At 73.4% G+C, this 21,068-nt stretch carries 19 protein-coding genes; 10 read left to right on the top strand and 9 right to left on the bottom strand.

Annotated features, from left to right (window positions below):
* Positions 1-5: 5 nt before the first annotated feature.
* Positions 6-605 (bottom strand): class I SAM-dependent methyltransferase, encoded by a 600-nt coding sequence (locus tag ACH499_RS17180; RefSeq protein WP_399016576.1) that lies wholly within the window; start codon positions 603-605, stop codon positions 6-8.
* A 153-nt stretch (positions 606-758) separates the two neighbouring features.
* On the opposite strand from ACH499_RS17180, the gene ACH499_RS17175 reads away from it, so the two are divergent.
* The 5 genes from ACH499_RS17175 (at position 759) to ACH499_RS17155 (ending at position 5,901) form a co-directional block, all read left to right on the top strand.
* Positions 759-1,532: an MHYT domain-containing protein gene (locus ACH499_RS17175; RefSeq protein ID WP_399016574.1), complete on the top strand. Its 774-nt coding sequence runs from the start codon at positions 759-761 to the stop codon at positions 1,530-1,532.
* Positions 1,533-1,607: 75 nt separating this feature from the next.
* A complete protein-coding gene (locus ACH499_RS17170; RefSeq protein WP_399016572.1) occupies positions 1,608-4,277 on the top strand; it encodes a nitrate- and nitrite sensing domain-containing protein in 2,670 nt (889 codons plus the stop codon).
* Positions 4,274-4,711 carry a roadblock/LC7 domain-containing protein gene (locus tag ACH499_RS17165; protein ID WP_356202772.1) on the top strand — a complete coding sequence of 146 codons (438 nt, stop codon included), beginning with the start codon at positions 4,274-4,276 and terminating at the stop codon, positions 4,709-4,711. The genes ACH499_RS17170 and ACH499_RS17165 overlap by 4 nt, the downstream gene beginning before the upstream one ends.
* 22 nt (positions 4,712-4,733) lie before the next feature.
* Positions 4,734-5,144, top strand: coding sequence for a DUF742 domain-containing protein (locus ACH499_RS17160; RefSeq protein WP_399016570.1), 411 nt, complete (start codon positions 4,734-4,736; stop codon positions 5,142-5,144).
* A 151-nt stretch (positions 5,145-5,295) separates the two neighbouring features.
* Positions 5,296-5,901 carry an ATP/GTP-binding protein gene (locus tag ACH499_RS17155; RefSeq protein ID WP_356202770.1) on the top strand — a complete coding sequence of 202 codons (606 nt, stop codon included), beginning with the start codon at positions 5,296-5,298 and terminating at the stop codon, positions 5,899-5,901.
* A 62-nt stretch (positions 5,902-5,963) separates the two neighbouring features.
* Here the strand turns inward: ACH499_RS17155 and ACH499_RS17150 are convergent, their stop codons facing one another.
* Positions 5,964-6,392: a PPOX class F420-dependent oxidoreductase gene (locus tag ACH499_RS17150; protein ID WP_356202768.1), complete on the bottom strand. Its 429-nt coding sequence runs from the start codon at positions 6,390-6,392 to the stop codon at positions 5,964-5,966.
* A gap of 107 nt (positions 6,393-6,499) precedes the next feature.
* Between ACH499_RS17150 and ACH499_RS17145 the strand changes: the two genes are divergently transcribed.
* Together ACH499_RS17145 and ACH499_RS17140 are read left to right on the top strand one after the other, a co-directional pair.
* Positions 6,500-6,913, top strand: a complete 414-nt coding sequence (locus tag ACH499_RS17145) for a roadblock/LC7 domain-containing protein (RefSeq protein ID WP_356202766.1) — start codon at positions 6,500-6,502, stop codon at positions 6,911-6,913.
* Positions 6,914-7,050: 137 nt separating this feature from the next.
* Positions 7,051-8,217 (top strand): DUF6397 family protein, encoded by a 1,167-nt coding sequence (locus ACH499_RS17140; protein ID WP_399016567.1) that lies wholly within the window; start codon positions 7,051-7,053, stop codon positions 8,215-8,217.
* Between the two features lies 1 nt (position 8,218).
* On the opposite strand, the gene ACH499_RS17135 is transcribed toward ACH499_RS17140, so the two are convergent.
* Both ACH499_RS17135 and ACH499_RS17130 read right to left on the bottom strand, forming a co-directional pair.
* Complete coding sequence (locus tag ACH499_RS17135) at positions 8,219-9,085, bottom strand: acyl-CoA thioesterase (RefSeq protein ID WP_399016565.1); 867 nt, start codon at positions 9,083-9,085, stop codon at positions 8,219-8,221.
* A 19-nt stretch (positions 9,086-9,104) separates the two neighbouring features.
* Positions 9,105-11,618 (bottom strand): DUF3516 domain-containing protein, encoded by a 2,514-nt coding sequence (locus tag ACH499_RS17130; RefSeq protein WP_356202763.1) that lies wholly within the window; start codon positions 11,616-11,618, stop codon positions 9,105-9,107.
* A 145-nt stretch (positions 11,619-11,763) separates the two neighbouring features.
* On the opposite strand from ACH499_RS17130, the gene ACH499_RS17125 reads away from it, so the two are divergent.
* Positions 11,764-12,558: a metal-dependent hydrolase gene (locus tag ACH499_RS17125; protein ID WP_399016562.1), complete on the top strand. Its 795-nt coding sequence runs from the start codon at positions 11,764-11,766 to the stop codon at positions 12,556-12,558.
* Positions 12,559-12,652: 94 nt separating this feature from the next.
* Here ACH499_RS17125 and ACH499_RS17120 read toward each other — a convergent pair whose 3' ends face one another.
* The 4 genes from ACH499_RS17120 to ACH499_RS17105 form a co-directional block, all read right to left on the bottom strand.
* Positions 12,653-12,925, bottom strand: coding sequence for a type B 50S ribosomal protein L31 (locus tag ACH499_RS17120; protein WP_356202760.1), 273 nt, complete (start codon positions 12,923-12,925; stop codon positions 12,653-12,655).
* 63 nt (positions 12,926-12,988) lie between these two features.
* Positions 12,989-13,459 carry a DUF5709 domain-containing protein gene (locus tag ACH499_RS17115; RefSeq protein WP_356202758.1) on the bottom strand — a complete coding sequence of 157 codons (471 nt, stop codon included), beginning with the start codon at positions 13,457-13,459 and terminating at the stop codon, positions 12,989-12,991.
* 392 nt (positions 13,460-13,851) lie between these two features.
* On the bottom strand, positions 13,852-15,633 hold the full coding sequence (locus ACH499_RS17110) for an ABC transporter ATP-binding protein (RefSeq protein ID WP_399016559.1): 1,782 nt from the start codon (positions 15,631-15,633) through the stop codon (positions 13,852-13,854).
* Entirely contained in the window at positions 15,630-17,540 is a 1,911-nt protein-coding gene (locus ACH499_RS17105) for an ABC transporter transmembrane domain-containing protein (protein WP_399016557.1), read from the bottom strand. The genes ACH499_RS17110 and ACH499_RS17105 overlap by 4 nt, the downstream gene beginning before the upstream one ends.
* Before the next feature lie 210 nt (positions 17,541-17,750).
* On the opposite strand from ACH499_RS17105, the gene ACH499_RS17100 reads away from it, so the two are divergent.
* Positions 17,751-18,488, top strand: a complete 738-nt coding sequence (locus ACH499_RS17100) for a hypothetical protein (protein WP_399016555.1) — start codon at positions 17,751-17,753, stop codon at positions 18,486-18,488.
* Positions 18,489-18,587: 99 nt separating this feature from the next.
* On the opposite strand, the gene ACH499_RS17095 is transcribed toward ACH499_RS17100, so the two are convergent.
* Positions 18,588-19,091, bottom strand: coding sequence for a MarR family winged helix-turn-helix transcriptional regulator (locus ACH499_RS17095; RefSeq protein ID WP_399016553.1), 504 nt, complete (start codon positions 19,089-19,091; stop codon positions 18,588-18,590).
* Between the two features lie 139 nt (positions 19,092-19,230).
* Between ACH499_RS17095 and ACH499_RS17090 the strand changes: the two genes are divergently transcribed.
* Positions 19,231-21,033: an ABC transporter ATP-binding protein gene (locus ACH499_RS17090; RefSeq protein WP_399016551.1), complete on the top strand. Its 1,803-nt coding sequence runs from the start codon at positions 19,231-19,233 to the stop codon at positions 21,031-21,033.
* The last annotated feature ends 35 nt before the right edge of the window (positions 21,034-21,068 follow it).

Below are 21,068 nucleotides of genomic sequence, written 5' to 3'. Positions count from 1 at the left end.
GAGCGTCAGCCCTCCCGGACCGCCAGGGCGAGGAACCGGGTGTCCTCGTCGGCGTAGGACGTCATGCGCCAGCCCGAAGCGGCCAGCAGCGGCCGGAGGTTGGGCTCGGCACGCAGGTCGTCCGGGGTGATCCGCCGTCCCTGCCGGGCCGCGAGCGCCGCCCTGCCGATCGGGTGGAACAGCGCCAGCACACCACCGGGACGCACGACCCGCGCCAACTCCCGCAGGTTCGCCGCCGGATCGGGCAGGTGCGCGATCAGCCCCGCCGCGAAGACGGCGTCCAGAGACCCCGCGCGCAGCGGCAGCGCCGCCACGTCGGCCAGCAGCAACCGCCCTTCCCGGTCCCTCCCGGCGCGTACGGCGGCCCGGAGCATCGCCGGGGTCAGATCGGCCCCGAGGACGGTTCCGGACGGGCCCACGGCGGCCCGCAGCGGCGTCAGGGCCCGCCCGGTGCCGCATCCGGCGTCGAGCACCCGGTCGCCCGGGCGCAGACCCAGCTCGGCGACGGCGGCCGCGAAGGCGGGGCCGTCGTCGGGGAAGCGGCGGTCCCAGTCGGCGGCGCGGGCGGTGAAGAACTCCTGGACGTGCGTATGGTCGTCGCTCATGCTTCGCATGATCCCTCACCGGCACGGGTGACAACCGTTGCGCACATGTTCGACCCTGACGCGATCGTTCCAGCACATCTCGGTGTCATATTCCGACACCTTTCGAAATGAGCCCCCGTTGGGCGCCCTCGCCGGGTCTAGCGTCCCTGAGCCATGGGACACCTGGACCACGCCGCCCTGGGCTGGCTGACACCCGCGCTGTCGTACGCGATGGCCTGCACCGGCGCCGCCCTCGGACTGCGCTGCACCGTGCGCGCCCTCGGCGCCACCGGACGCTCGCGCCGCAACTGGCTCCTCACCGCCGCCACGGCCATCGGCACCGGCATCTGGACGATGCACTTCGTCGCCATGCTCGGCTTCCGGGTCGGCGGCACCGACATCCGCTACGACGTCCCGCTCACGCTCATGAGCCTGCTCGTCGCCATGGCCGTCGTCTGCGCCGGAGTCTTCGCGGTCGGCTACGGCCGCGACCGCCCACGGGCCCTGCTGCTCGGCGGACTCACCACGGGCCTCGGCGTCGCCAGCATGCACTACCTCGGCATGGCCGCCGTACGCCTGCACGGCGACGTCGCCTACGACCCGACACGGGTGGCCCTCTCCGTCGTGATCGCCGTCGCCGCGGCCACGGCGGCGCTGTGGGCCGCGCTCAACATCAGGTCGCCCCTCGCGGTCACCCTCGCCTCCCTGCTCATGGGAGCGGCCGTGAGCAGCATGCACTACACCGGGATGTTCGCGGTGAGCGTGCGGGTCACCCCGTCCGGCGAGGCCCTGCCCGGGGCCACGGCGATGCAGTTCATCTTCCCCCTCGCCGTCGGCCTCGGGTCCTACCTCTTCCTGACCTCGGCCTTCGTCGCACTGTCACCGACGGCGGGGGAGCGCGAGGCGTCCGCCTCGGCGCAGCAGCCCGCCGGCAGCGCCGCAGGGTAGCGGCGGTCCCGGCACCAGAGGACCGGGGGCCCGGCCCTGATGCCCCGCAGCGAACGAGTCAGAAGCGAGGAGGCCATGCGTACACCCCGTACGAGCCCCGCGACCACCCCCGCGGACCGGGCGGCCGGCGCCGATGCGTCGTCCCCGCCTCCCGCGCGCGGCCGTCGCGCGCACGCCGGACCGCCGGCCGACGAGGGCCCGGCGGACACCGCGGGCGAGGCGCCGAACGCCGCCGCCACGCGCGCGTGGCGCAGCCGCATGCGTCCGCGCACCGTGCGCGCCAAGATCGTCTGCCTGCTGATGGTGCCGGTCGTCTCCCTCCTGGCCCTGTGGGGCTACGCCACCGTCACCACCGCCCAGGACGTCGCCGGGCTGCGGCAGATCCAGCGCGTGGACGTCCAGGTCAGGGCACCCGTGAGCGCCGCCGTCGCCGCTCTGCAGGCGGAGCGGACAGCGGCCGTCCGCCGCGCCACCGATCCGTCCGCGGTGCCGGCCGGCGACTACGAGGCGTTGTCCGCCCACACCGACCGTGCCGTCGGCAGGCTCCGGCTCGGCGAGCACAGCACCGTCGCCGACAGCGAGGAACTGCCCACCGGAGTGGCCCGGCGCCTGGAGGCGTTCGTCACCGGCGCCGAACGCCTCGGCCCCCTGCGCACCGCCGTGCTCGACCGCCGAGCCGACTGGGAGGAGACGTACCGGCGGTACACGGCGGCCATCGCGACGGCCTTCACGGTGGGCGGTGCGCTCAGCGACGTCCAGGACGCGGATCTCGGCAGCGACGCGCGCGTGCTGGTCGAGTTCGCCCGCGCGGGCGAGGCCCTGGCCCAGGAGGACGCCGTACTCGCCTCCGCCCGGCTCGGCGGCGGCCTGGACGGGGAGCGCCGGCGGCTGTTCACCGGCGCCGTCGGCGTCCGCCGCGCCCTCACCGAGTCCGCCGTCGCCGACCTGCGGGGCTCGGAACGCGCCGCCTGGCACCGACTCGCCGACGGCCCCGCCTACACGACGGTGGGCGACACCGAGGACCGGCTGCTCGACGCCGCGACCGACGACCGCGCGATCCGGGCGGCCGCCCCGCCGCACGTCTGGGACACCGCGCACGCGCGTGTGCGGGACGGCATGAGGGAGATCGAGCGGGACGCGGGTCGCGGCGTCGCGGACCGTGCCGACCCGTTCACCCGCGGCGTGCTCACCTCGGCAGGGGCCGCGGTCCTCTTCGGTCTCCTCGCCGTCGCCGCGTCGCTCGTCATCTCCGTGCGCATCGGCCGCGGGCTCGTGGTCGAGCTGGTGAGCCTGCGCAACCGCGCCCTGGAGATCGCCCGGCACAAGCTTCCCGAGGCGATGCGCCGACTGCGGGCCGGCGAGGAGATCGACGTCCGGTCCGAGGCCCCGCCGGGAACGCCCGCCGAGGACGAGACCGGCCAGGTCGCCGAGGCCCTGGGCACCGTGCACCGCGCCGCCCTGCGGGCCGCCGTGGAACGCGCCGAACTCGCCAGCGGCATCTCCGGGGTCTTCGTCAACCTCGCCCGCCGCAGCCAGATCCTCGTCCACCGCCAACTCACCCTCCTCGACAGCATGGAGCGACGCTCCGAGGACCCCGACGAACTCAGCGACCTGTTCCGTCTCGACCACCTCACCACCCGCATGCGGCGCCACGCCGAGAGCCTGATCATCCTCTCGGGCGCGGCCCCGGGGCGGGCCTGGCGGATGCCGGTCCCGCTGACCGACGTGGTCCGTGCGGCCGTCTCCGAGGTCGAGGACTACGCGCGCGTGGAGTTGCGGCAACTGCCCGACGCGTCCGTCGTCGGTGCCGCCGTCGCCGACCTCACCCACCTCGTCGCGGAGATCATCGAGAACGCCGCGCAGTTCTCGCCGCCCCACACGCGCGTGAGGGTCACCGGCGAGCCCGTCGGCAACGGCTACGCGCTCGAAGTGGAGGACCGCGGGCTCGGCATGGGCCCGGAGACCCTCGCCGAGGCCAACCGGCGCATCGCCCACTCGGAGGCCCTCGACCTCTTCGACAGCGACCGGCTGGGCCTGTTCGTGGTCAGCCGGCTCGCGGCCCGGCACGGCATCAAGGTCCACCTGAGAACCTCGCCCTACGGCGGCACCACCGCCGTCGTCCTGCTGCCCACCGCCCTGCTGCACGGCACGGCGGCCGGACCCTCCCCCGAGGGCGACCGGCGCTCGCCCGTCGAGGCGAGGCCCTTGCCCGAGGGGCCCCGGCCGCTCGGGACGCAGGCACGACGCTCCCCGGGGACGCCGGGGGAGGCCGGACAGCACGGGGACGGCGGGTACGCGCGGGTGCCCGCGGGCATCCCCCGCCAGGAGCCCGCCCCCGCCCCGGCCGGGCGCCCCGCGCCGGTGACCCCCGTCCCGGCCCCGGCAGCCGCACCGGCGGCGGACAGCGCGACGACCAGTCGGCCGACAGGAGTCTCCGCCTTGCGACTGCACCGCTCACCCGACGGCCCTTCCGCCCCGTCACCCGACCGCTCCACCGGGCCCGACGCCCTTCCCCGCCGGGTGCGCCAGGCCAGCCTCGCCCCCCAACTGCGCGACGGGCGGCCGCAGGAGCCCCGGCAACCCCGCCCACCGCACGACCACGACGAACGCACCCCCGAACTCGTACGCGACCGCATGGCCGCCTACCGCGACGGCTGGACACGCGGCGGCGGCGGGCAACCCGGCCGCGGTGCCCCGCCCGGCGCGGAGACCAGCCACGTCACCAGCGAAGGAGACCCCGCATGATCCAGGACCCCCGCACGACGCCCGACCGGCGGACCGGTGAACTCGACTGGCTGCTGGACGACCTGGTCGTGCGCGTGAGCGAGGTGCGGCACGCCGTGGTGCTGTCGAACGACGGGCTCGCCGTGGGCGCGTCATCAGGTCTCGGACGTGCGGACGCCGAGCATCTGGCCGCCGTCTCCTCCGGTTTCCACAGCCTCGCCAAGGGCGCGGGGCGGCACTTCGGCGCCGGGGGCGTGCGCCAGACCATGGTCGAGATGGACGACGCCTTCCTGTTCGTGGCCGCCGCGGGCGACGGCTCCTGCCTCGCCCTCCTCACCGCCGTCACCGCCGACATCGGTCTGGTCGCCTACGAGATGGCGCGGCTGGTCAGGCGCGTCGGCGAACACCTCTACACCGCGCCGCGCTCGACGGCCCGGCCGCCCGCCGCCGGATGACCCGCCAGGGCGGTACGCGCAGATGACCGACGACATGACGGACGGCGCCCCCCACCCGCCGGGCAGCCACTGGTACGACAACGAGGCCGGGCCTCTCGTCCGCCCCTACGCGATGACGGGCGGCCGCACCCGGCCCGGTGCCGTGGGGGTGCGGTTCGACGTGATCGCCCTCGTGACGGCGGCCCCGGGCGCGTCGGGGGCCGACCGGACCGCGCTCGGACCGGAGCACCGGGCCCTGGTCGAGCTGTGCGCCGAGACCCAGTCGGTCGCCGAACTCGCGGCCGAGGCGGACCTGCCCGTGGGCGTCGTCCGCGTCCTCCTCGGCGACCTGGTCGAACGCGGCGCCGTGACCGTCACCCGCCCCGTGCCGCCCGCGCAGCTTCCCGACGAACGGATCCTGCGCGAGGTGATCAACGGGCTGCGCGCCCTGTAGAGCCCCCGGCCCGGGAGCGGGCCGAAGCCCCCCGACCGCGACCAACGTTCCCGACGAACCGCCCACCCGCAGAACTCGCCCGCGCACGCCGGCACCGCCGCACACACCCGCGGCCGCCGTCCGTCGCCGCGACTCCCGAGAGAAGTGATCGATGGTCTCCGAACACTGCGACGCCACCGGCGTCGACCCGACCGCGCTGGCGCTGAAGATCCTCGTCGCCGGAGGATTCGGCGTGGGCAAGACCACCCTGGTCGGCGCGGTCAGCGAGATCAGGCCGCTGCGCACGGAGGAACTGCTCAGTGAGGCCGGTCAACGGGTGGACGACACCGGCGGTGTCGACAAGAAGGTCACCACGACCGTCGCCATGGACTTCGGCCGCATCACCATCCGGTCCGGGCTCTCCCTGTACCTCTTCGGCACGCCCGGCCAGGACCGCTTCTGGTTCCTGTGGGACGAGCTCGCCCAGGGCGCCCTTGGCGCGGTCGTGCTCGCGGACACCCGGCGCCTCGAGGACTGCTTCCCGGCGGTCGACTACTTCGAGCACCGGCACATCCCCTTCGTGGTGGCCGTCAACTGCTTCACGGGCGCCCACCGCCACGACGCCCGGGACGTCCTGCGCGCCCTCGACCTCGACGGCGGGACACCCGTGGTGCTGTGCGACGCACGGGAACGCGACTCGGGCAAGGAGGTACTGATCCGGCTGGTCGAGTACGCCGGGCGGATGCACACCGCCCGGCTGCTGGACTCCGTGCGCTGAGCGCCCCGCCGCCCCCGTGGCCCCGCTCCGGGGGCGGCGTAGCGGTTCACCGGGCGGTGGTCTCACTCCGCGACGTCCCGGTGCGCCAGCACCTTGTCGACGGTGACGCGGACCAGGAGCTCGCCCGGTACGCCGTTCCGGGCTCCGAACTCCTCGGCGCGCTCCTCGCCCATGTAGCGGCCCCCGATCCGCGCGGCCCAGTGCCGGAGTTCGCCGAGGTCCTCCGAAAGCCGCGCGCGACCGTGCAGCACGACGAAGGAGAACGGCGGCCGGTCGTCGTCCACGCACAGCGCCACCCGGCCGTCCCTGGCCAGATTGCGCCCCTTCACCGTCTCCTTCCCGGTGTTGAACACCACCTCGTCCCCGTCCAGCAGGAACCAGATCGGTGCCACGTGCGGGCTGCCGTCCGCGCGAACGGTGCAGAGCTTCGCCGTGCGGGTGCCCTCCGAGACGAACGCCCGCCACTCATCGTCGGTCATCTTCTGTGCCATGAACCCATCCTGCTTGCCCGGGGCACGGGTGTGGTGAAGGCTGGCGGGCAGATCCCCCGGGCAGGGGGAGACGAATGCATACGGGGACAACAGGGGGAGAACGGATCATGGCGCAGAAGCAGGGGCTCGGCTGGCTGCTGGACGACCTGACCGAGCGCGTGGACCACGTACGGCACGCGCTGGTCCTGTCCAACGACGGGCTTGTGACCGGCGCGAGCACGGGGCTGCGGCGGGAGGACGCCGAGCATCTCGCGGCCGTCTCGTCGGGACTCCACAGCCTGGCCAAGGGCTCGGGACGCCACTTCGGCGCCGGCGGGGTGCGGCAGACGGTGATCGAGTTCGACGACGCGGTGCTGTTCGTCACGGCCGCGGGCTCGGGAAGCTGCCTGTGCGTGCTCAGCGGCGCGGAGTCCGACATCGGACAGATCGCCTACGAGATGACGCTGCTCGTCAACCGGGTCGGCGAGCACCTCGACGTCGATGCCCGACAGCCCGGCCGGAACCCGTCGACGGAGCTCTGACCTGGCGTTTCCACAGGTGGAAGCGGTGCGGGCGACGTTGTCCACAGGCCCGCACGGGATGATCCGGCAGCGGCTACGGTCTTGTGTCAGGCGGGCGCAAACGGCGTCCGCCCGCACACTCCACGGGGGAGACGAGCATGTCCGGGAAGACCGTCACGCACGAAGCCACGCCCACCGCCGGCCGCGTCGCCGGCGACCGGGAGTCCTCGGTCGCGCCGAGCCGGGCGGCCCGGGAACTCGGGCTGAAGCGCGCCGAGTTCGCCATCGCGGTACGGCTGGGACGCATCCGCACCGCGCCCGACGACGGCGGAGGCGGCCGGCGCGTGCCACGCGCCGAGATCGAGCGGATCCGCGCGGGCGAGGGATTTCCCGGCACCCTGCGGGCCGCCGTGCGGACGGTGGGGACGACCGAGGGCGCTGCCCTCATGGACGTGACGAAGGCGCGGTTCACACGCCTGGCCAGGCTGGGCCTGCTGGTGCCCGCGAAGTTCTACCTCAACCGCTATCGGGCCGTCGTGTGGCTGTATCTCGCCGACGACCTGCGCCGGTTCGCGGCCGACGAGCGGAACACGCCGCTGCTGAAGGGGCGCATGCCGGAGGGACTGAGGGACCAGTTGACGGAGGAACTGGACCTGCGGGCGCGCAACTGGCGGGGCCGGTACCTGGAGTCGCTGCTCCGCCAGGCGGACGATCCGTGGGCCCGGGCCGCCGCCGTGGCCTCGCTGCTCACCGCGGACGACGTCTCGCAGACGGTCGGGGACCCCTACGAGCGCTCCCACCTGAGCCGGTTCCGCCCGGCCGTGCCGCGCCACGGCTCACCGGGCTCCCCGGCAGCGGAGATCGCCGAAAGGCTCGTGACAGCGACCGGCCCTGACGAAACCGGACGCCTCCGGGCGGAGTTGGCGCGCGCGGTGGAAACCGCCCGCGAACACCGTCCGGCACCCCGCCCGGTCCTGTGGGGGCGTTCCCCGTCCGCCGAGGTCGCGAGGGCATCGCTCGGGCAGAGTCCGGGGCCGGGAGCACCGAGGGGAGAGGGACACGGCTCGAGGACGGTCACGGCCTCGGCAGAAGCCGGGCACCGCCCCCCGCCGCCCCCCGGACGGCATCCGGCGCGTCACCGGTCCACGCACCCGGGTCGCGGTGCGGCCCTCCCGTACCCGGCGGCTCACCCGGAACGGCCGGCCCGGCGGCGTGCCCCCCACCCGGTGGCGGAGGCACCCGGCCCGGGGCCGCGACGGCAACCGGCCGAGGAACGCGGACGTTTCCGCGGGCTGCTCGGCCGGCTCCGGCGCGCGGAAGCGTGACCTACAGGGCCCGGAACAGCCCTTCCTGGACGACCGAGACCAGCAGGCGTCCCTCCACGTCGTAGATCCGCCCGCGGGCGAGTCCCCGCCCGCCGGTCGCGATCGGGGACTCCTGGTCGTACAGGAACCACTCGTCGGCGCGGAACGGCCGGTGGAACCACATGGCGTGGTCGAGCGACGCCATGTCGAAGCCCCGCGGCCCCCACAGCGGCTCCACCGGGATGCGCACGGCGTCCAGGAGGGTCATGTCGCTGGCGTAGGTCAGCGCGCAGGTGTGCACGAGCGGATCGTCGCCGAGCGGTCCGACGGCGCGCATCCACACCGCGCTGCGCGGCTCGGCGCCCTCGACCTCCTCGGCGGTCCAGCGCAGCCGGTCGACGTAGCGGATGTCGAAGGGCTGGCGGCGGGCCATCCGCTCCAACTGCTCCGGCAGCGCACCCAGGTGCTCCCGGATCTCCTCAGCGACCGTCGGCAGCGAATCCGGGTCCGGAACCTTGCGCGCCGGCGGCAACTGGTGCTCGAAGCTCCCCTGTTCAGGCTTGTGGAAGGAGGCGGTGAGCGTGAAGATCGTGCGGCCCTGCTGCACGGCGGTGACCCGGCGGGTCGTGAACGACCGCCCGTCCCGGTCCCGTTCGACCTGGTACACGATCGGCACGCCCGGGCGACCCGGGCGCAGGAAGTACGCGTGCAGCGAGTGCACCGGGCGGTCGCCCTCCGTGGTACGCCCGGCGGCGACCAGGGCCTGCCCGGCCACCTGGCCGCCGAACACCCGCTGCAGCGACTCCTCGGGGCTGCGGCCGCGGAAGATGTTGACCTCGATCTGCTCCAGGTCGAGCAGGGCGACGAGGCTCTCGGCCGGATTCGTCATCGGTGGGGTTCTCCTGTGGTCAGAGCTGGCCGACATCGGTGACGCGGACGACCGCACGGCCCTCGGCGTCCGAGGCCGCGAGATCGACCTCGGCACTGATGCCCCAGTCGTGGTCGTCGTCGGGGTCGTCGAAGATCTGCCGCACGCGCCACAGACCGTTCTTCGGCTCCTCCTCGATCACCAGCAGCTTCGGGCCGCGGGCGTCGGGACCGGTGCCGAGGTCGTCGTACGCGTCCCAGTACGCGTCCATGGCCTCGCCCCAGGCGTCCGCGTCCCACCCGGCGTCGCCGTCCATCTCGCCCAGCTCCTCCACCTGGTCGAGGGCCGCCAGCTCGACACGGCGGAACATCGCGTTGCGCACGAGGACGCGGAAGGCACGCGCGTTGGCGGTGACGGGCCGCACCTGGTCGGCCTTCTCCTGGGCCTCCTCGGCCGTCATCACCTCGGGGTTGGCGAGCTGCTCCCACTCGTCGAGCAGACTGGAGTCGACCTGGCGCACCATCTCGCCCAGCCACTCCACCAGATCCTGGAGGTCGTCGGACTTGAGGTCGTCCGGGACGGTGTGGTCGAGGGCCTTGTAGGCGCTCGCGAGGTAGCGCAGCACGATGCCCTCGGTGCGGGCCAGCTCGTAGTGCGAGACCAGCTCCGTGAAGGTCAGCGCCCGCTCGTACATGTCGCGGATGACCGACTTCGGCGACAGCGGATGGTCACCGACCCAGGGGTGGCTGCGCCGGTAGGTGTCGTAGGCGTGGAAGAGCAGTTCCTCCAGCGGCTTCGGGTACGTGATGTCCTGGAGACGCTCCATGCGCTCCTCGTACTCGACGCCGTCCGCCTTCATCGCGGCCACGGCCTCACCGCGCGCCTTGTTCTGCTGGGCGGCGAGGATCTGCCGCGGGTCGTCCAGCGTGGACTCCACGACGGACACCATGTCCAGGGCGTAGGACGGCGATTCGGGGTCCAGCAGCTCGAACGCGGCGAGCGCGAAGGTGGACAGCGGCTGGTTCAGCGCGAAGTCCTGCTGGAGGTCCACGGTCAGCCGGACGATGCGGCCCTCGGCGTCGGGCTGGTCGAGCTTCTCGACGATGCCGCCGTCCAGCAGCGACCGGTAGATGGCGATCGCTCGCCGGATGTGCCGCAGTTGCTGCTTGCGCGGCTCGTGGTTGTCCTCCAGCAGGTGCCGCATCGCGGCGAAGGCGTTGCCGGGCCGGGCGATCACCGACAGCAGCATCGTGTGGGTCACCCGGAAACGGGAGGTCAGCGGCTCCGGCTCGGAGGCGATGAGCTTCTCGAACGTGCTCTCCGACCAGGCCACGAACCCTTCGGGGGCCTTCTTCCGGACGACCTTCCGCCGCTTCTTGGGGTCGTCTCCGGCCTTCGCGAGCGCCTTCTCGTTCTCGATGACGTGCTCGGGCGCCTGGGCGACGACGAAGCCCTCCGTGTCGAAGCCCGCGCGCCCGGCCCGGCCGGCGATCTGGTGGAACTCGCGGGCCCGCAGTGTGCGCACACGGCTGCCGTCGTACTTGGTCAGGGCCGTGAACAGCACCGTGCGGATCGGGACGTTGACCCCCACGCCGAGCGTGTCGGTCCCGCAGATCACCTTCAGCAGACCGGCCTGCGCCAGCTTCTCCACCAGGCGCCGGTACTTGGGAAGCATGCCGGCGTGATGGACGCCGATGCCGTGCCGTACGTAGCGGGAGAGATTGCGGCCGAACTTGGTGGTGAAGCGGAAGCTGCCGATCAGATCGGCGATCTTCTCCTTCTCCTCGCGCGTGCACATGTTGATGCTCATCAGCGCCTGCGCCCGCTCCACGGCCTGGGCCTGCGTGAAGTGCACGATGTAGACGGGCGCCTGCCGGGTGTCCAGCAGGTCGGTGAGCGTCTCGGTCAGCGGCGTGTAGCGGTACTCGTAGGACAGCGGCACCGGGCGGGTCGCGGAGCGGACCACCGCCGTGGGGCGGCCGGTGCGGCGCGTGAGGTCCTTCTCGAAGAACGAGACGTCACCGAGCGTGGCCGACATCAGGACGAACTGCGCCTGCGGCAGTTCCAGCAGCGGGATCTGCCAGGCCCAGCCCCGGTCCGGCTCCGCGTAGAAGTGGAACTCGTCCATGACGACCTGGCCGATGTCCGCGTGCTTGCCGTCGCGCAGCGCGATCGAGGCCAGCACCTCCGCGGTGCAGCAGATCACGGGGGCGTCGGCGTTCACCGAGGCGTCGCCGGTGAGCATGCCGACGTTCTCGGTGCCGAACAGCTTGCACAGCTCGAAGAACTTCTCCGACACCAGCGCCTTGATGGGAGCCGTGTAGAAGGTGACCTCGTCCCGGGCCAGGGCGGCGAAGTGGGCGCCGGCGGCGATCATGCTCTTGCCGGAGCCGGTGGGCGTCGACACGATCACGTTCGCCCCGGAGACCACCTCGATCAGCGCCTCCTCCTGGTGGGGATAGAGCGTGAGACCGCGCTCCTGGGCCCACGACTCGAAGGCTTCGTACAGGGCGTCGGGATCGGCGTTCGGCGGGAGCTGGTCGATGAGGGTCACGCCCCCATCTTGCCCGGCCCGGGCCGGGATGCGGGAATCGGCTGCCGTCACGAAGATCATGACCGCTACGCTGGGTCGCCGACGGCACATCAGCGGAGCCGGACAACTGGACAGCGGCACAAGAGGAATGGGGCGGGCAACGGCGATGATGGGACCAGCACACTCACTGTCGGGCGCCGCTGCCTGGCTCGGCGTCGGGGCGGCGACCGCCGCGGCCGGACACCCGATGCCCTGGCCGGTGCTGCTCGCCGGGGCCCTGATCTGCGCCGGTGCCGCCCTCGCCCCGGACCTGGACCACAAGGCGGCCACCATCTCCCGGGCCTTCGGACCCGTCTCCCGTTGGCTGTGCGAGATCGTCGACAAGCTGTCGTACGCCGTCTACAAGGCGACGAAGAAGCAGGGCGACCCGCGCCGCTCCGGCGGGCACCGCACCCTGACGCACACCTGGCTGTGGGCGGTGCTGATCGGCGCGGGGACCTCGGCCCTGGCCGTCACGGGCGGCCGCTGGGCGGTCCTCGGGATCCTCTTCGTGCACATGGTGCTGGCCATCGAGGGCCTGCTGTGGCGGGCGACCCGCGGCTCCAGCGCCGACGTGCTGGTCTGGCTGCTCGCCGCAACCAGCGCGTGGATCATCGCCGGCACCCTGGACCGGACGGCCGGCGGAGCCGACTGGCTGTTCACCGCGCCCGGCCAGGAGTACCTGTGGCTGGGCCTGCCGATCGTGCTGGGAGCGCTGGTCCACGACATCGGCGACGCCCTGACCGTCTCCGGCTGCCCGATCCTGTGGCCCATACCGGTGGGCCGCAAGCGCTGGTACCCCGTCGGTCCGCCGAAGGCCATGCGGTTCCGGGCGGGGAGCTGGGTGGAGCTGAAGGTCCTGATGCCGGCCTTCATGGTGCTCGGCGGAGTGGGCTGCGCGTCGGCGCTCAACTTCATCTGAGCGGCCCGCGGGCCCGGAGCCCGGCCGGCCCGCGGGCCCGGAGCCGTGGGCGTCCCGGACGAGGCACGGCGCCCCGGACGCGGGCTCGGGGCGCTCAGCCGGTTCCGCCGGCGTCCTGTCCCTCACCGCCCCCGTAGCGCCGCTCGAAACGGGCGACCCGCCCCTCCGAGTCCACCGTCCGTGCCTTGCCGGTGTAGAAGGGGTGGCTCTCCGAGGAGATCTCCACGTCCACCACCGGGTACGTCTCGCCGTCGTCCCACTCGATCGTCTGGTCGCTCGTCGCGGTGGACCGGGTGAGGAAGGCGTACCCGGCGGCACGGTCCCGGAAGACGACGGGCCGGTAGTCGGGGTGCTTGTCCTGCTGCATCGCTGCTCCTTGTACGGCACGGATCATCGGGACACGGCGGCCGGAGGCCGGGGGCCGGTGGCGTCAGCCGGGCAGGGAATCCTCGTCGACGACGTGCATCGCGGCCTCCTCGGCGGACGCCGCCGCGCCGTCGATGCCCACGTCCGTGGCGACCAGCGCGGGCTCCTCGTCCTCGTGCGCGCCCTCGTCGGGGGCGACGAGCCGCCCCGAGCGGTCCGCGCCCACCTCGTCGTCCAGCAGCTCTCCGTCGGTGTCCTCGGAGTCACCGAGCCCGTCGCCGTCGCGAGCGGGCACATCCGGCTGCTCCTCGGCGAGCCGCTGGTCCAGCGTTTCGCCCCGGTGGCGCTCCTCGGCCGTCACGCCGGTGTGCTCCACCGCCCAGGGGCGCTCGGGCGGGGACCAGCCCCGGTCGAGGGGGTCGTCGACACCGTCGTACTCGAGGGTGTCCTCCGCGTCGAGCAGCCCGGTGTCCTCCCTCTGCTCGGAAGCGTCGGGCTGGTAGACGTCATCTCCCCATCCGTCGGCGCTGTTCACGGGTACCTCCAGGGGGTGGGGGCGGACCCCTTCTCACCGTGGAAGGCGGCGGGCCGCCGCTGCACGGGGCACAGGCCTGACCCGTCGCCGAACCACACGGTTCCCGGGTCTTCCCCGAGCCGGTGCCTCCTCCCAGCCTTCCACCCCCGTTCGGCACCGCGCAACGCCACGGACCCCGGCCGGGGGCCCGGCGTCCTCACCGGGCCCCCGGCCGGGTACGGCTCCCGCGGACCCGCCCCGGCCCGGCCGCGCCGATCTCACGACCGGTCCCCGCGTCGCCCGGTGGTACGCGGGGGGCCGAACCACCGGGCCGGCCCCGCGTTCCGCCCCTGCTTCGGCCGGGTCACCCCGCCCGGCCGACCGAGCGGAGCGGCCCGACGGCGCGGACCCCGTCAGCCGTGCCAGGACCGCCACAGCGCCGCGTAGGCGCCGTCCGCCGCGACCAGCTCGTCGTGGCTGCCCAGCTCGGTGATCCGGCCGTTCTCCACGACGGCGATGACGTCCGCGTCGTGGGCGGTGTGCAGGCGGTGGGCGATCGCGATCACGGTGCGGCCGTCCAGCACCCGGGCCAGGGACCGTTCGAGGTGCCGCGCGGCCCGCGGGTCGAGCAGGGACGTCGCCTCGTCCAGCACCAGGGTGTGCGGGTCGGCCAGCACCAGCCGGGCGAGCGCGATCTGCTGGGCCTGCGCCGGAGTGAGTGCGGATCCGCCGGAGCCGACCTCCGTGTCCAGGCCCTCCTCGAGAGCCCGGGCCCAGCCGTCCGCGTCGACCGCCCCCAGCGCCGCCCACAGTTCGGCGTCGGTGGCACCGGTGCGGGCGAGACGGAGGTTGTCGCGCAGGGAGCCCACGAAGACGTGGTGCTCCTGGTTGACGAGGGCGACGTGCGAGCGGACCCCCTCGGCGGACATGCGGGACAGCTCCGCGCCGCCCAGGGTGATGCTGCCGTCCCGGGGACCGTAGATGCCGGCGAGCAGCCTGCCCAGCGTGGACTTGCCCGCGCCCGAGGGCCCCACCAGCGCCACCCGGGTGCCGGGGGCGACCTCCAGCGACACCTTGCGCAGGACGTCCACGCCCTCCAGGTAGCCGAAGTGCACCCGGTCGGCGCGCACGTGCCGGCCCTCGGGCTCCAGTGCCGGGTCGCCGGCGTCCGGCTCGATGTCGCGCACGCCCACCAGCCGGCCCAGCGACACCTGGGCGACCTGGAGCTCGTCGTACCAGCGCAGGATCAGCCCGACCGGGTCGACGAGCATCTGGGCGATCAACGCGGCCGTGGTGAGCTGGCCGACCCCGATCCAGCCCTGCAGGACGAACACACCGCCGATGAGCAGGACGGAGGCGAGCACGGTCACATGGGTGACGTTGATGACCGGGAACAGCACCGACCGCAGCCAGAGCGTGTACCGCTCCCACGCGGTCCACTCCTTGATCCGGCGCTCCGACAGTTCGATGCGGCGGGCGCCGAGGCGGTGGGCCTCCACGGTGCGCCCCGCGTCCACGGTCTCGGCGAGCGCGGCGGCCACGGCGGCGTACCCGGCGGCCTCCGAGCGGTAGGCGGAGGGCGCGCGACGGAAGTACCAGCGGCAGCCGATCACCAGCAGCGGTACGGCGAGCAGCACGGCCGGCGCGAGCGGCGGTGCGGTGACCACCAGTCCGCCCAGCAGCAGCACCACCCACACCACGCCGATGGCGAGCTGGGGCACGGCCTCGCGCATGGCGTTGGCGAGCCGGTCGATGTCGGTCGTGATCCGGGACAGCAGGTCGCCGGTCCCGGCCCGCTCCAGTACGCCCGGCGGCAATCCGACCGACCGTACGAGGAAGTCCTCGCGCAGGTCGGCCAGCATCCGCTCGCCGAGCACGGCACCGCGCAGCCGCACCTCCCGTACGAACACGGCCTGCACGACGAGCGCGAGGACGAAGAGCGTGACGGTGAGTTCCAGACGCAGCTCGCGGGTGCCGTCCGAGACGCGCTCCACGAGCCCGCCCAGCAGGTAGGGGCCCGCCATGGAGGCGATCACGGCGACGGTGTTGACGGTGACGAGCAGGAGGAAGGCCCGGCGGTGCCGGCGCAGCAGTTCCCCCGCGTAGGCGCGTACGGTCGCGGGGGCCCCGACGGGCAGGGTGCTCGCCGTCGTGGGGGCCGCCGGGTCGTACGACGGTGGGGCCACGCCGATCATGCCGTCTCCTCGATCTCTTCCAGCCGGTACGGGTCGTCGCCCCGGCGCAGCACACCGTGCTCGTCCGGGTCGTCGTCCGGGTGCCGTACGCCGTCCTGGTGCGGGACGCCTTCGCCGAGGACTTCGCGGTCCTGCGGGCTTCCGGCGCCGTCCCCGCCGTGCCGCGCGGCCGTCTCCTCGTCGGTCTCCCGGGTGACGACGGCGCGGTACCCGGGCTCGCCGCTCAGCAGGTCCCGGTGGGTGCCCACGGCGGCCACCTTGTCGTCGTGCAGGAACACGACGTGCTCCGCGCGGTCCAGCAGCAGCGGCGAGGAGGTGAACACCACCGTCGTGCGCCCCGCCCGCAGCCTGCGCACGCCCTCCGCGATGCGCGCCTCGGTGTGCGAGTCCACGGCGGAGGTCGGCTCGTCCAGGACCAGCACCTCGGGGTCGGTGATCAGGGACCGGGCCAGTGCGAGCCGCTGGCGCTGTCCGCCGGAGAGGGAACGGCCCCGTTCGGTGATGCGGGCGTCCATGGGGTCGTCTGCGTCCAGCGAGCCCTGCGAGAGCGCCGCCAGCACGTCCCGGCACTGGGCGGCGTCCAGCGCGTCCCCGGCGGCGACGGCGCCGGACGCGGGCACGTCGAGCAGTTCGCGCAGGGTGCCGGAGAGCAGCACCGGGTCCTTGTCCTGGACGAGCACGGCGGTGCGGGCGCAGTCCAGCGGCAGCTCGTCCAGCGGTACGCCGCCCAGCAGGGCCGAGGTGCCCTCCTGGGAGGGGTGTCCGCCGAGCCGTTCCGCCAGGCGGCCGGCCGCGTCGGGGTCGCCGCACACCACCGCGGTGAGCAGCCCCGCCGGAGCGAGCAGCCCGGTGCCGGGGTCGTACAGGTCGCCGGCCGGTGCCTCGGCGGCGCGGGAACCCGCCGTGTCCGTGGCCCGCTCCAGCGCCAGCACCCGCGCGGCCCGCTTGGCCGAGGGCCGGGAGAAGGAGTACGCCATGGCGATCTCCTCGAAGTGCCGCAGCGGATAGGTGAGGATCATGACGGAGCTGTAGACGGTGACCAGTTCGCCGACGCCGATGCGGCCCTCGCGGGCCAGGTGAACGCCGTGCCAGACGGCCGCGATCAGCAGCAGCCCCGGCAGAAGGACCTGGATCGCGGAGATCAGGGACCACATGCGGGCGCTGCGGACGGCGGCGTGGCGCACCTCCTGGGAGGCGCCCCGGTAGCGGTCGAGGAAGAGTTCCTCGCCGCCGATGCCGCGCAGCACGCGCAGCCCGGCGACGGTGTCCGAGGCCAGTTCGGTGGCGCGTCCCGCCTTCTCGCGCTGGACGTCGGCCCGGCGGGTGGCCCGGGGGAGCAGGGGCAGTACGGCGAGGGCCAGTACCGGCAGGCCCACGGCGACGACGGCCCCGAGGGAGGGTTCGTAGACGACGAGGCCGACGCAGACCAGCACGACGGTCACCGCGGCCGCGGTGAAGCGGGACACTGCCTCGACGAACCAGCCGATCTTCTCGACGTCGCCCGTGGACACCGCGACGACCTCACCGGCGGCGACGCGGCGGGTCAGTGCCGAGCCGAGCATCGCGGTCTTGCGGGCCAGCAGTTGCTGGACGCGGGCCGCGGCGGTGATCCAGTTGGTGACGGCGGTGCGGTGCAGGAAGGTGTCGCCGAGCGCGTTGCCGGCACAGCACAGGGCCATCAGCCCGCCCGCGACGGCGAGCCTGCTGCCGGAGCCGTCGACGACGGCCTGGACGGCGAGGCCGACGCAGAACGGCAGGGCGGAGACGGAGGCGAAGTGCAGCAGGCCCCAGGCCAGCGACTTGAGCTGGCCACCGAGCTGGTTCCGGAACAACCACCACAGGAATCGGGGGCCCGAGCGTGCGTCGGGCACACCCGGGTCGGGATACGGAAGGTCTTGGATCTGCATGGCGTCCCAGTGGCTCGTGTCAGGGGGATGCCGCGCACACACGGCATCAACAGGCTGCAAACCGTGAAAGGTTCGCGTCGCCACATGCCCAAAATCAAGCGGTTTTTCCGTCCGGGGTGCGGATCCGGCTACAGGTGCCGCCGACCGTCTGGCCGGGCAACCCCCGACGCGGGAGGGAGGGTTCGGGGCGGCGAGTGCGACCATGGACGGATGCGAAGCGGTGGAGTCAGGCGTACGGCGGTGGTGACGGTGGCCGTCGCGTCCCTTCTGACGGCGCTGTCCGCCTGCGGCGGCGGCCCCTCGGGGCACGGTGCGGACGGCGGCGCACCCCGGTCCGCGGCCCCGTCGGCGGACCCCACGGAGATCCCCGGCGTCGGCGACCGGCTGCGGGAGCGCATCCCCGCCGAGTCCCGTCAGGTCGTCGCGGTGTACGGCGAGGGCAAGGACTCGGCCGCGTCCACGGTCGTGCTGTACACGAAGCACGGCTCCGCCTGGCACCGCGACCGGAGCTGGGCGGGGCACAACGGGAAGAAGGGGTGGTCCACCGACCACCACGAGAACGACGACCGCAGCCCCGTCGGTGTCTTCACGCTCAGCGACGCGGGCGGCGTGCTCCCCGACCCGGCGCCCGGCCCCGGTACGGGACTGCCCTACACCCGCTCCCCGTCCTTCGCGGCGCCGCGCTGGTGGGCGAAGCCGTACTGGCACGACTTCGACTACGTCATCGCCATCGACTACAACCGGGTCCAGGGAACCCCGCCGAACGACCCCACCCGGCCCGAGGGCGCCGCCAAGGGCGGGGGGATCTGGCTGCACATGGACCACGGCAGCGGCACGTCCGCCTGCGTGAGCCTCCCCAAGGCGGGGATGGAGTACCTGCTGCGCACGCTGGAGCCGGACCAGCACCCCGTGGTGGTCATGGGGGACCGGGCGGACCTGAGGGCCTGATCCGGCCCGCCCCGGTCACCGACCGGCGCCGCGCCCGCCCCGGTCACCGACCGGCGCCGCGCCCGCCCCGGTCACCGACCGGCGCCGCGCCCGCCCCGGTCACCGACCGGCGCCGCACTCGGCCTGACCGGCCCCGCACCCGCCCTGATCGTGCCCGCCGCGCCCGGCCTCCGGCCCGTCGACCAGCGTGTCCAGCAGCCCGCCGAGCACCGTGCGCTGCTCCTCGGTCAGCGGGGCGAGGATCTCCTCCGCCGCCAGCCTGCGGGCGCGGTGCACCTCCCGCAGGGTCGCGCGCCCGTCGTCCGTGAGTTCGATCCGGATCACCCGGCGATTGGCCGGATCGGGTGCCCGGCGTACCTTCCCGGCCGCCTCCAGCCCGTCGACCAGCGTCGTCACCGCCCGCGGCACGACCTCCAGGCGCTCGGCCAGATCGGCCATCCGGGGCGGCGAGCCGTAGTGCGCCAGGGTGCGCAGCAGCCGGGACTGCGCCGGAGTGATGCCGAGGGCGCGGCGTTCGAGGTGGCGCTTCTGGATGCGGTGCACCCTGCGGGTGAGGCGCAGCAACTGCTCGGCGAGCGGGCCGTCGGGATCGGGGGCGGTCATGCGGGAACAATAACAGCACGACGTTCATTGTGAGTATAGGTAACAATGAGCTATGGTCCGTCGGGCTGGCGATCCGAGGAGCCCCCCGGCCTTCCCGTCCGCCCCGCCGACCTCCCGTTCGCCGACCCGTAGGAGGCTCATGCATCCCGACCGCGCACCCATCTGGACGCCGCCCGCAGGCGCTGGGGAACAGCCCCGGCAGGTGCGCCGCATCCTCAGGCTCTTCCGTCCCTACCGGGGCCGGCTCGCGGTCGTCGGACTGCTCGTCGGCGCGGCGTCGCTGGTCTCCGTGGCCACGCCCTTCCTGCTCAGGGAGATCCTGGACGTGGCGATCCCCGAGGGGCGCACCGGCCTGCTGAGCCTGCTCGCCCTCGGCATGATCCTCGGCGCCGTCCTCACCAGCGTCTTCGGCGTGCTGCAGACGCTGATCTCCACGACGGTCGGCCAGCGCGTCATGCACGACCTGCGCACCGCCGTCTACGACCGCCTGCAGCGCATGTCCCTCGCCTTCTTCACCCGCACCCGCACCGGTGAGGTCCAGTCCCGCATCGCCAACGACATCGGAGGCATGCAGGCCACCGTCACCTCCACCGCGACCTCCCTGGTCTCCAACCTGACCAGCGTGGTCGCCACGATCGTGGCCATGGTCGTCCTCGACTGGCGTCTGACCGTCGTCTCCCTCCTGCTGCTGCCGGTGTTCGTGTGGATCAGCCGCCGGGTCGGCCGGGAGCGCCGGAAGATCACCACTCGGCGCCAGAAGCAGATGGCCGCCATGGCCGCGACGGTCACGGAGTCGCTCTCCGTCAGCGGCATCCTGCTCGGCCGCACCATGGGCCGCTCCGACTCGCTCACCCGTGCCTTCTCCGACGAGTCCGAGAGCCTGGTCGACCTGGAGGTGAGGTCGAACATGGCGGGCCGCTGGCGCATGGCCGTCATCACGATCGTCATGGCCGCCATGCCGGCCGTCATCTACTGGACCGCGGGCATCGCCCTCCAGTTCGGCGGCCCCGAGGTCTCCCTCGGCACGATCGTCGCGTTCGTCTCGCTCCAGCAGGGCCTGTTCCGCCCGACGGTGAGCCTGCTGTCCACCGGCGTCCAGATCCAGAGCTCCCTCGCCCTCTTCCAGCGCATCTTCGAGTACCTCGACCTGCCGATCGACATCACCGAGCGCGACGAGCCCGTCCACCTCGACCAGATCAAGGGCGAGATCAGGTTCGAGAACGTCGAGTTCCGCTACGACGGCAAGAGCGGCCCGATCCTCGACGGCGTCGACATCGCCGTGCCCGCGGGCAGCAGCCTCGCCGTCGTCGGGCCGACCGGCGCCGGCAAGTCCACGCTCGGCCACCTGGTGCCGCGGTTGTACGACGTGACGGGCGGCCGGGTCACCCTGGACGGCGTCGACGTGCGCGACCTCGACTTCGACACCCTCGCCCGGGCGGTGGGCGTCGTCTCGCAGGAGACCTACCTCTTCCACGCCTCGGTCGCCGAGAACCTGCGCTTCGCCAAGCCCGACGCCACCGACGAGGAACTCGAGGCGGCGGCGCGGGCGGCCCAGATCCACGACCACATCGCGGCCCTGCCCGACGGCTACGACACCGTGGTCGGCGAGCGCGGCCACCGCTTCTCCGGCGGTGAGAAGCAGCGCCTGGCCATCGCCCGCACGATCCTGCGCGACCCGCCCGTCCTCGTCCTCGACGAGGCGACCAGCGCCCTGGACACCCGCACCGAGGCCGCCGTGCAGGACGCCATCGACGCCCTGTCCGCCAACCGCACCACCATCACCATCGCGCACCGCCTGTCCACCGTCCGGGGCGCCGACCGCATCGTCGTCCTCGACGCCGGGCGCCTGGCGGAACAGGGCACGCACGAGGAGCTGCTGAAGGAGGACGGGCGCTACGCGGCCCTCGTGCGGCGGGACGCCCGACTTGAGCCGACGAGATGAAAATATGCCGGGTTTGCGGTGATATGAAGGTTACC

The organism is Streptomyces sp. NPDC018947, from assembly GCF_044390505.1.
Classification (GTDB): Bacteria; Actinomycetota; Actinomycetes; order Streptomycetales; family Streptomycetaceae; genus Streptomyces.
The sequence above is the reverse complement of the archived record's forward strand: the minus strand, read 5'-3'. Positions and strand labels throughout refer to the sequence as shown.

What these genes read in the sequence shown, in the direction of transcription:
- ACH499_RS17165 (WP_356202772.1), top strand. Translation starts at nt 4,274, where the DNA reads ATGATCCAGGACCCCCGCACGACGCCCGACCGGCGGACCGGTGAACTC.
- ACH499_RS17180 (WP_399016576.1), bottom strand. Translation starts at nt 605, where the DNA reads ATGAGCGACGACCATACGCACGTCCAGGAGTTCTTCACCGCCCGCGCC.
- ACH499_RS17105 (WP_399016557.1), bottom strand. Translation starts at nt 17,540, where the DNA reads ATGCAGATCCAAGACCTTCCGTATCCCGACCCGGGTGTGCCCGACGCA.
- ACH499_RS17120 (WP_356202760.1), bottom strand. Translation starts at nt 12,925, where the DNA reads ATGCAGCAGGACAAGCACCCCGACTACCGGCCCGTCGTCTTCCGGGAC.
- ACH499_RS17145 (WP_356202766.1), top strand. Translation starts at nt 6,500, where the DNA reads ATGGCGCAGAAGCAGGGGCTCGGCTGGCTGCTGGACGACCTGACCGAG.
- ACH499_RS17175 (WP_399016574.1), top strand. Translation starts at nt 759, where the DNA reads ATGGGACACCTGGACCACGCCGCCCTGGGCTGGCTGACACCCGCGCTG.
- ACH499_RS17090 (WP_399016551.1), top strand. Translation starts at nt 19,231, where the DNA reads ATGCATCCCGACCGCGCACCCATCTGGACGCCGCCCGCAGGCGCTGGG.
- ACH499_RS17160 (WP_399016570.1), top strand. Translation starts at nt 4,734, where the DNA reads ATGACCGACGACATGACGGACGGCGCCCCCCACCCGCCGGGCAGCCAC.
- ACH499_RS17100 (WP_399016555.1), top strand. Translation starts at nt 17,751, where the DNA reads ATGCGAAGCGGTGGAGTCAGGCGTACGGCGGTGGTGACGGTGGCCGTC.
- ACH499_RS17140 (WP_399016567.1), top strand. Translation starts at nt 7,051, where the DNA reads ATGTCCGGGAAGACCGTCACGCACGAAGCCACGCCCACCGCCGGCCGC.
- ACH499_RS17125 (WP_399016562.1), top strand. Translation starts at nt 11,764, where the DNA reads ATGATGGGACCAGCACACTCACTGTCGGGCGCCGCTGCCTGGCTCGGC.
- ACH499_RS17110 (WP_399016559.1), bottom strand. Translation starts at nt 15,633, where the DNA reads ATGATCGGCGTGGCCCCACCGTCGTACGACCCGGCGGCCCCCACGACG.
- ACH499_RS17095 (WP_399016553.1), bottom strand. Translation starts at nt 19,091, where the DNA reads ATGACCGCCCCCGATCCCGACGGCCCGCTCGCCGAGCAGTTGCTGCGC.
- ACH499_RS17150 (WP_356202768.1), bottom strand. Translation starts at nt 6,392, where the DNA reads ATGGCACAGAAGATGACCGACGATGAGTGGCGGGCGTTCGTCTCGGAG.
- ACH499_RS17135 (WP_399016565.1), bottom strand. Translation starts at nt 9,085, where the DNA reads ATGACGAATCCGGCCGAGAGCCTCGTCGCCCTGCTCGACCTGGAGCAG.
- ACH499_RS17155 (WP_356202770.1), top strand. Translation starts at nt 5,296, where the DNA reads ATGGTCTCCGAACACTGCGACGCCACCGGCGTCGACCCGACCGCGCTG.
- ACH499_RS17170 (WP_399016572.1), top strand. Translation starts at nt 1,608, where the DNA reads ATGCGTACACCCCGTACGAGCCCCGCGACCACCCCCGCGGACCGGGCG.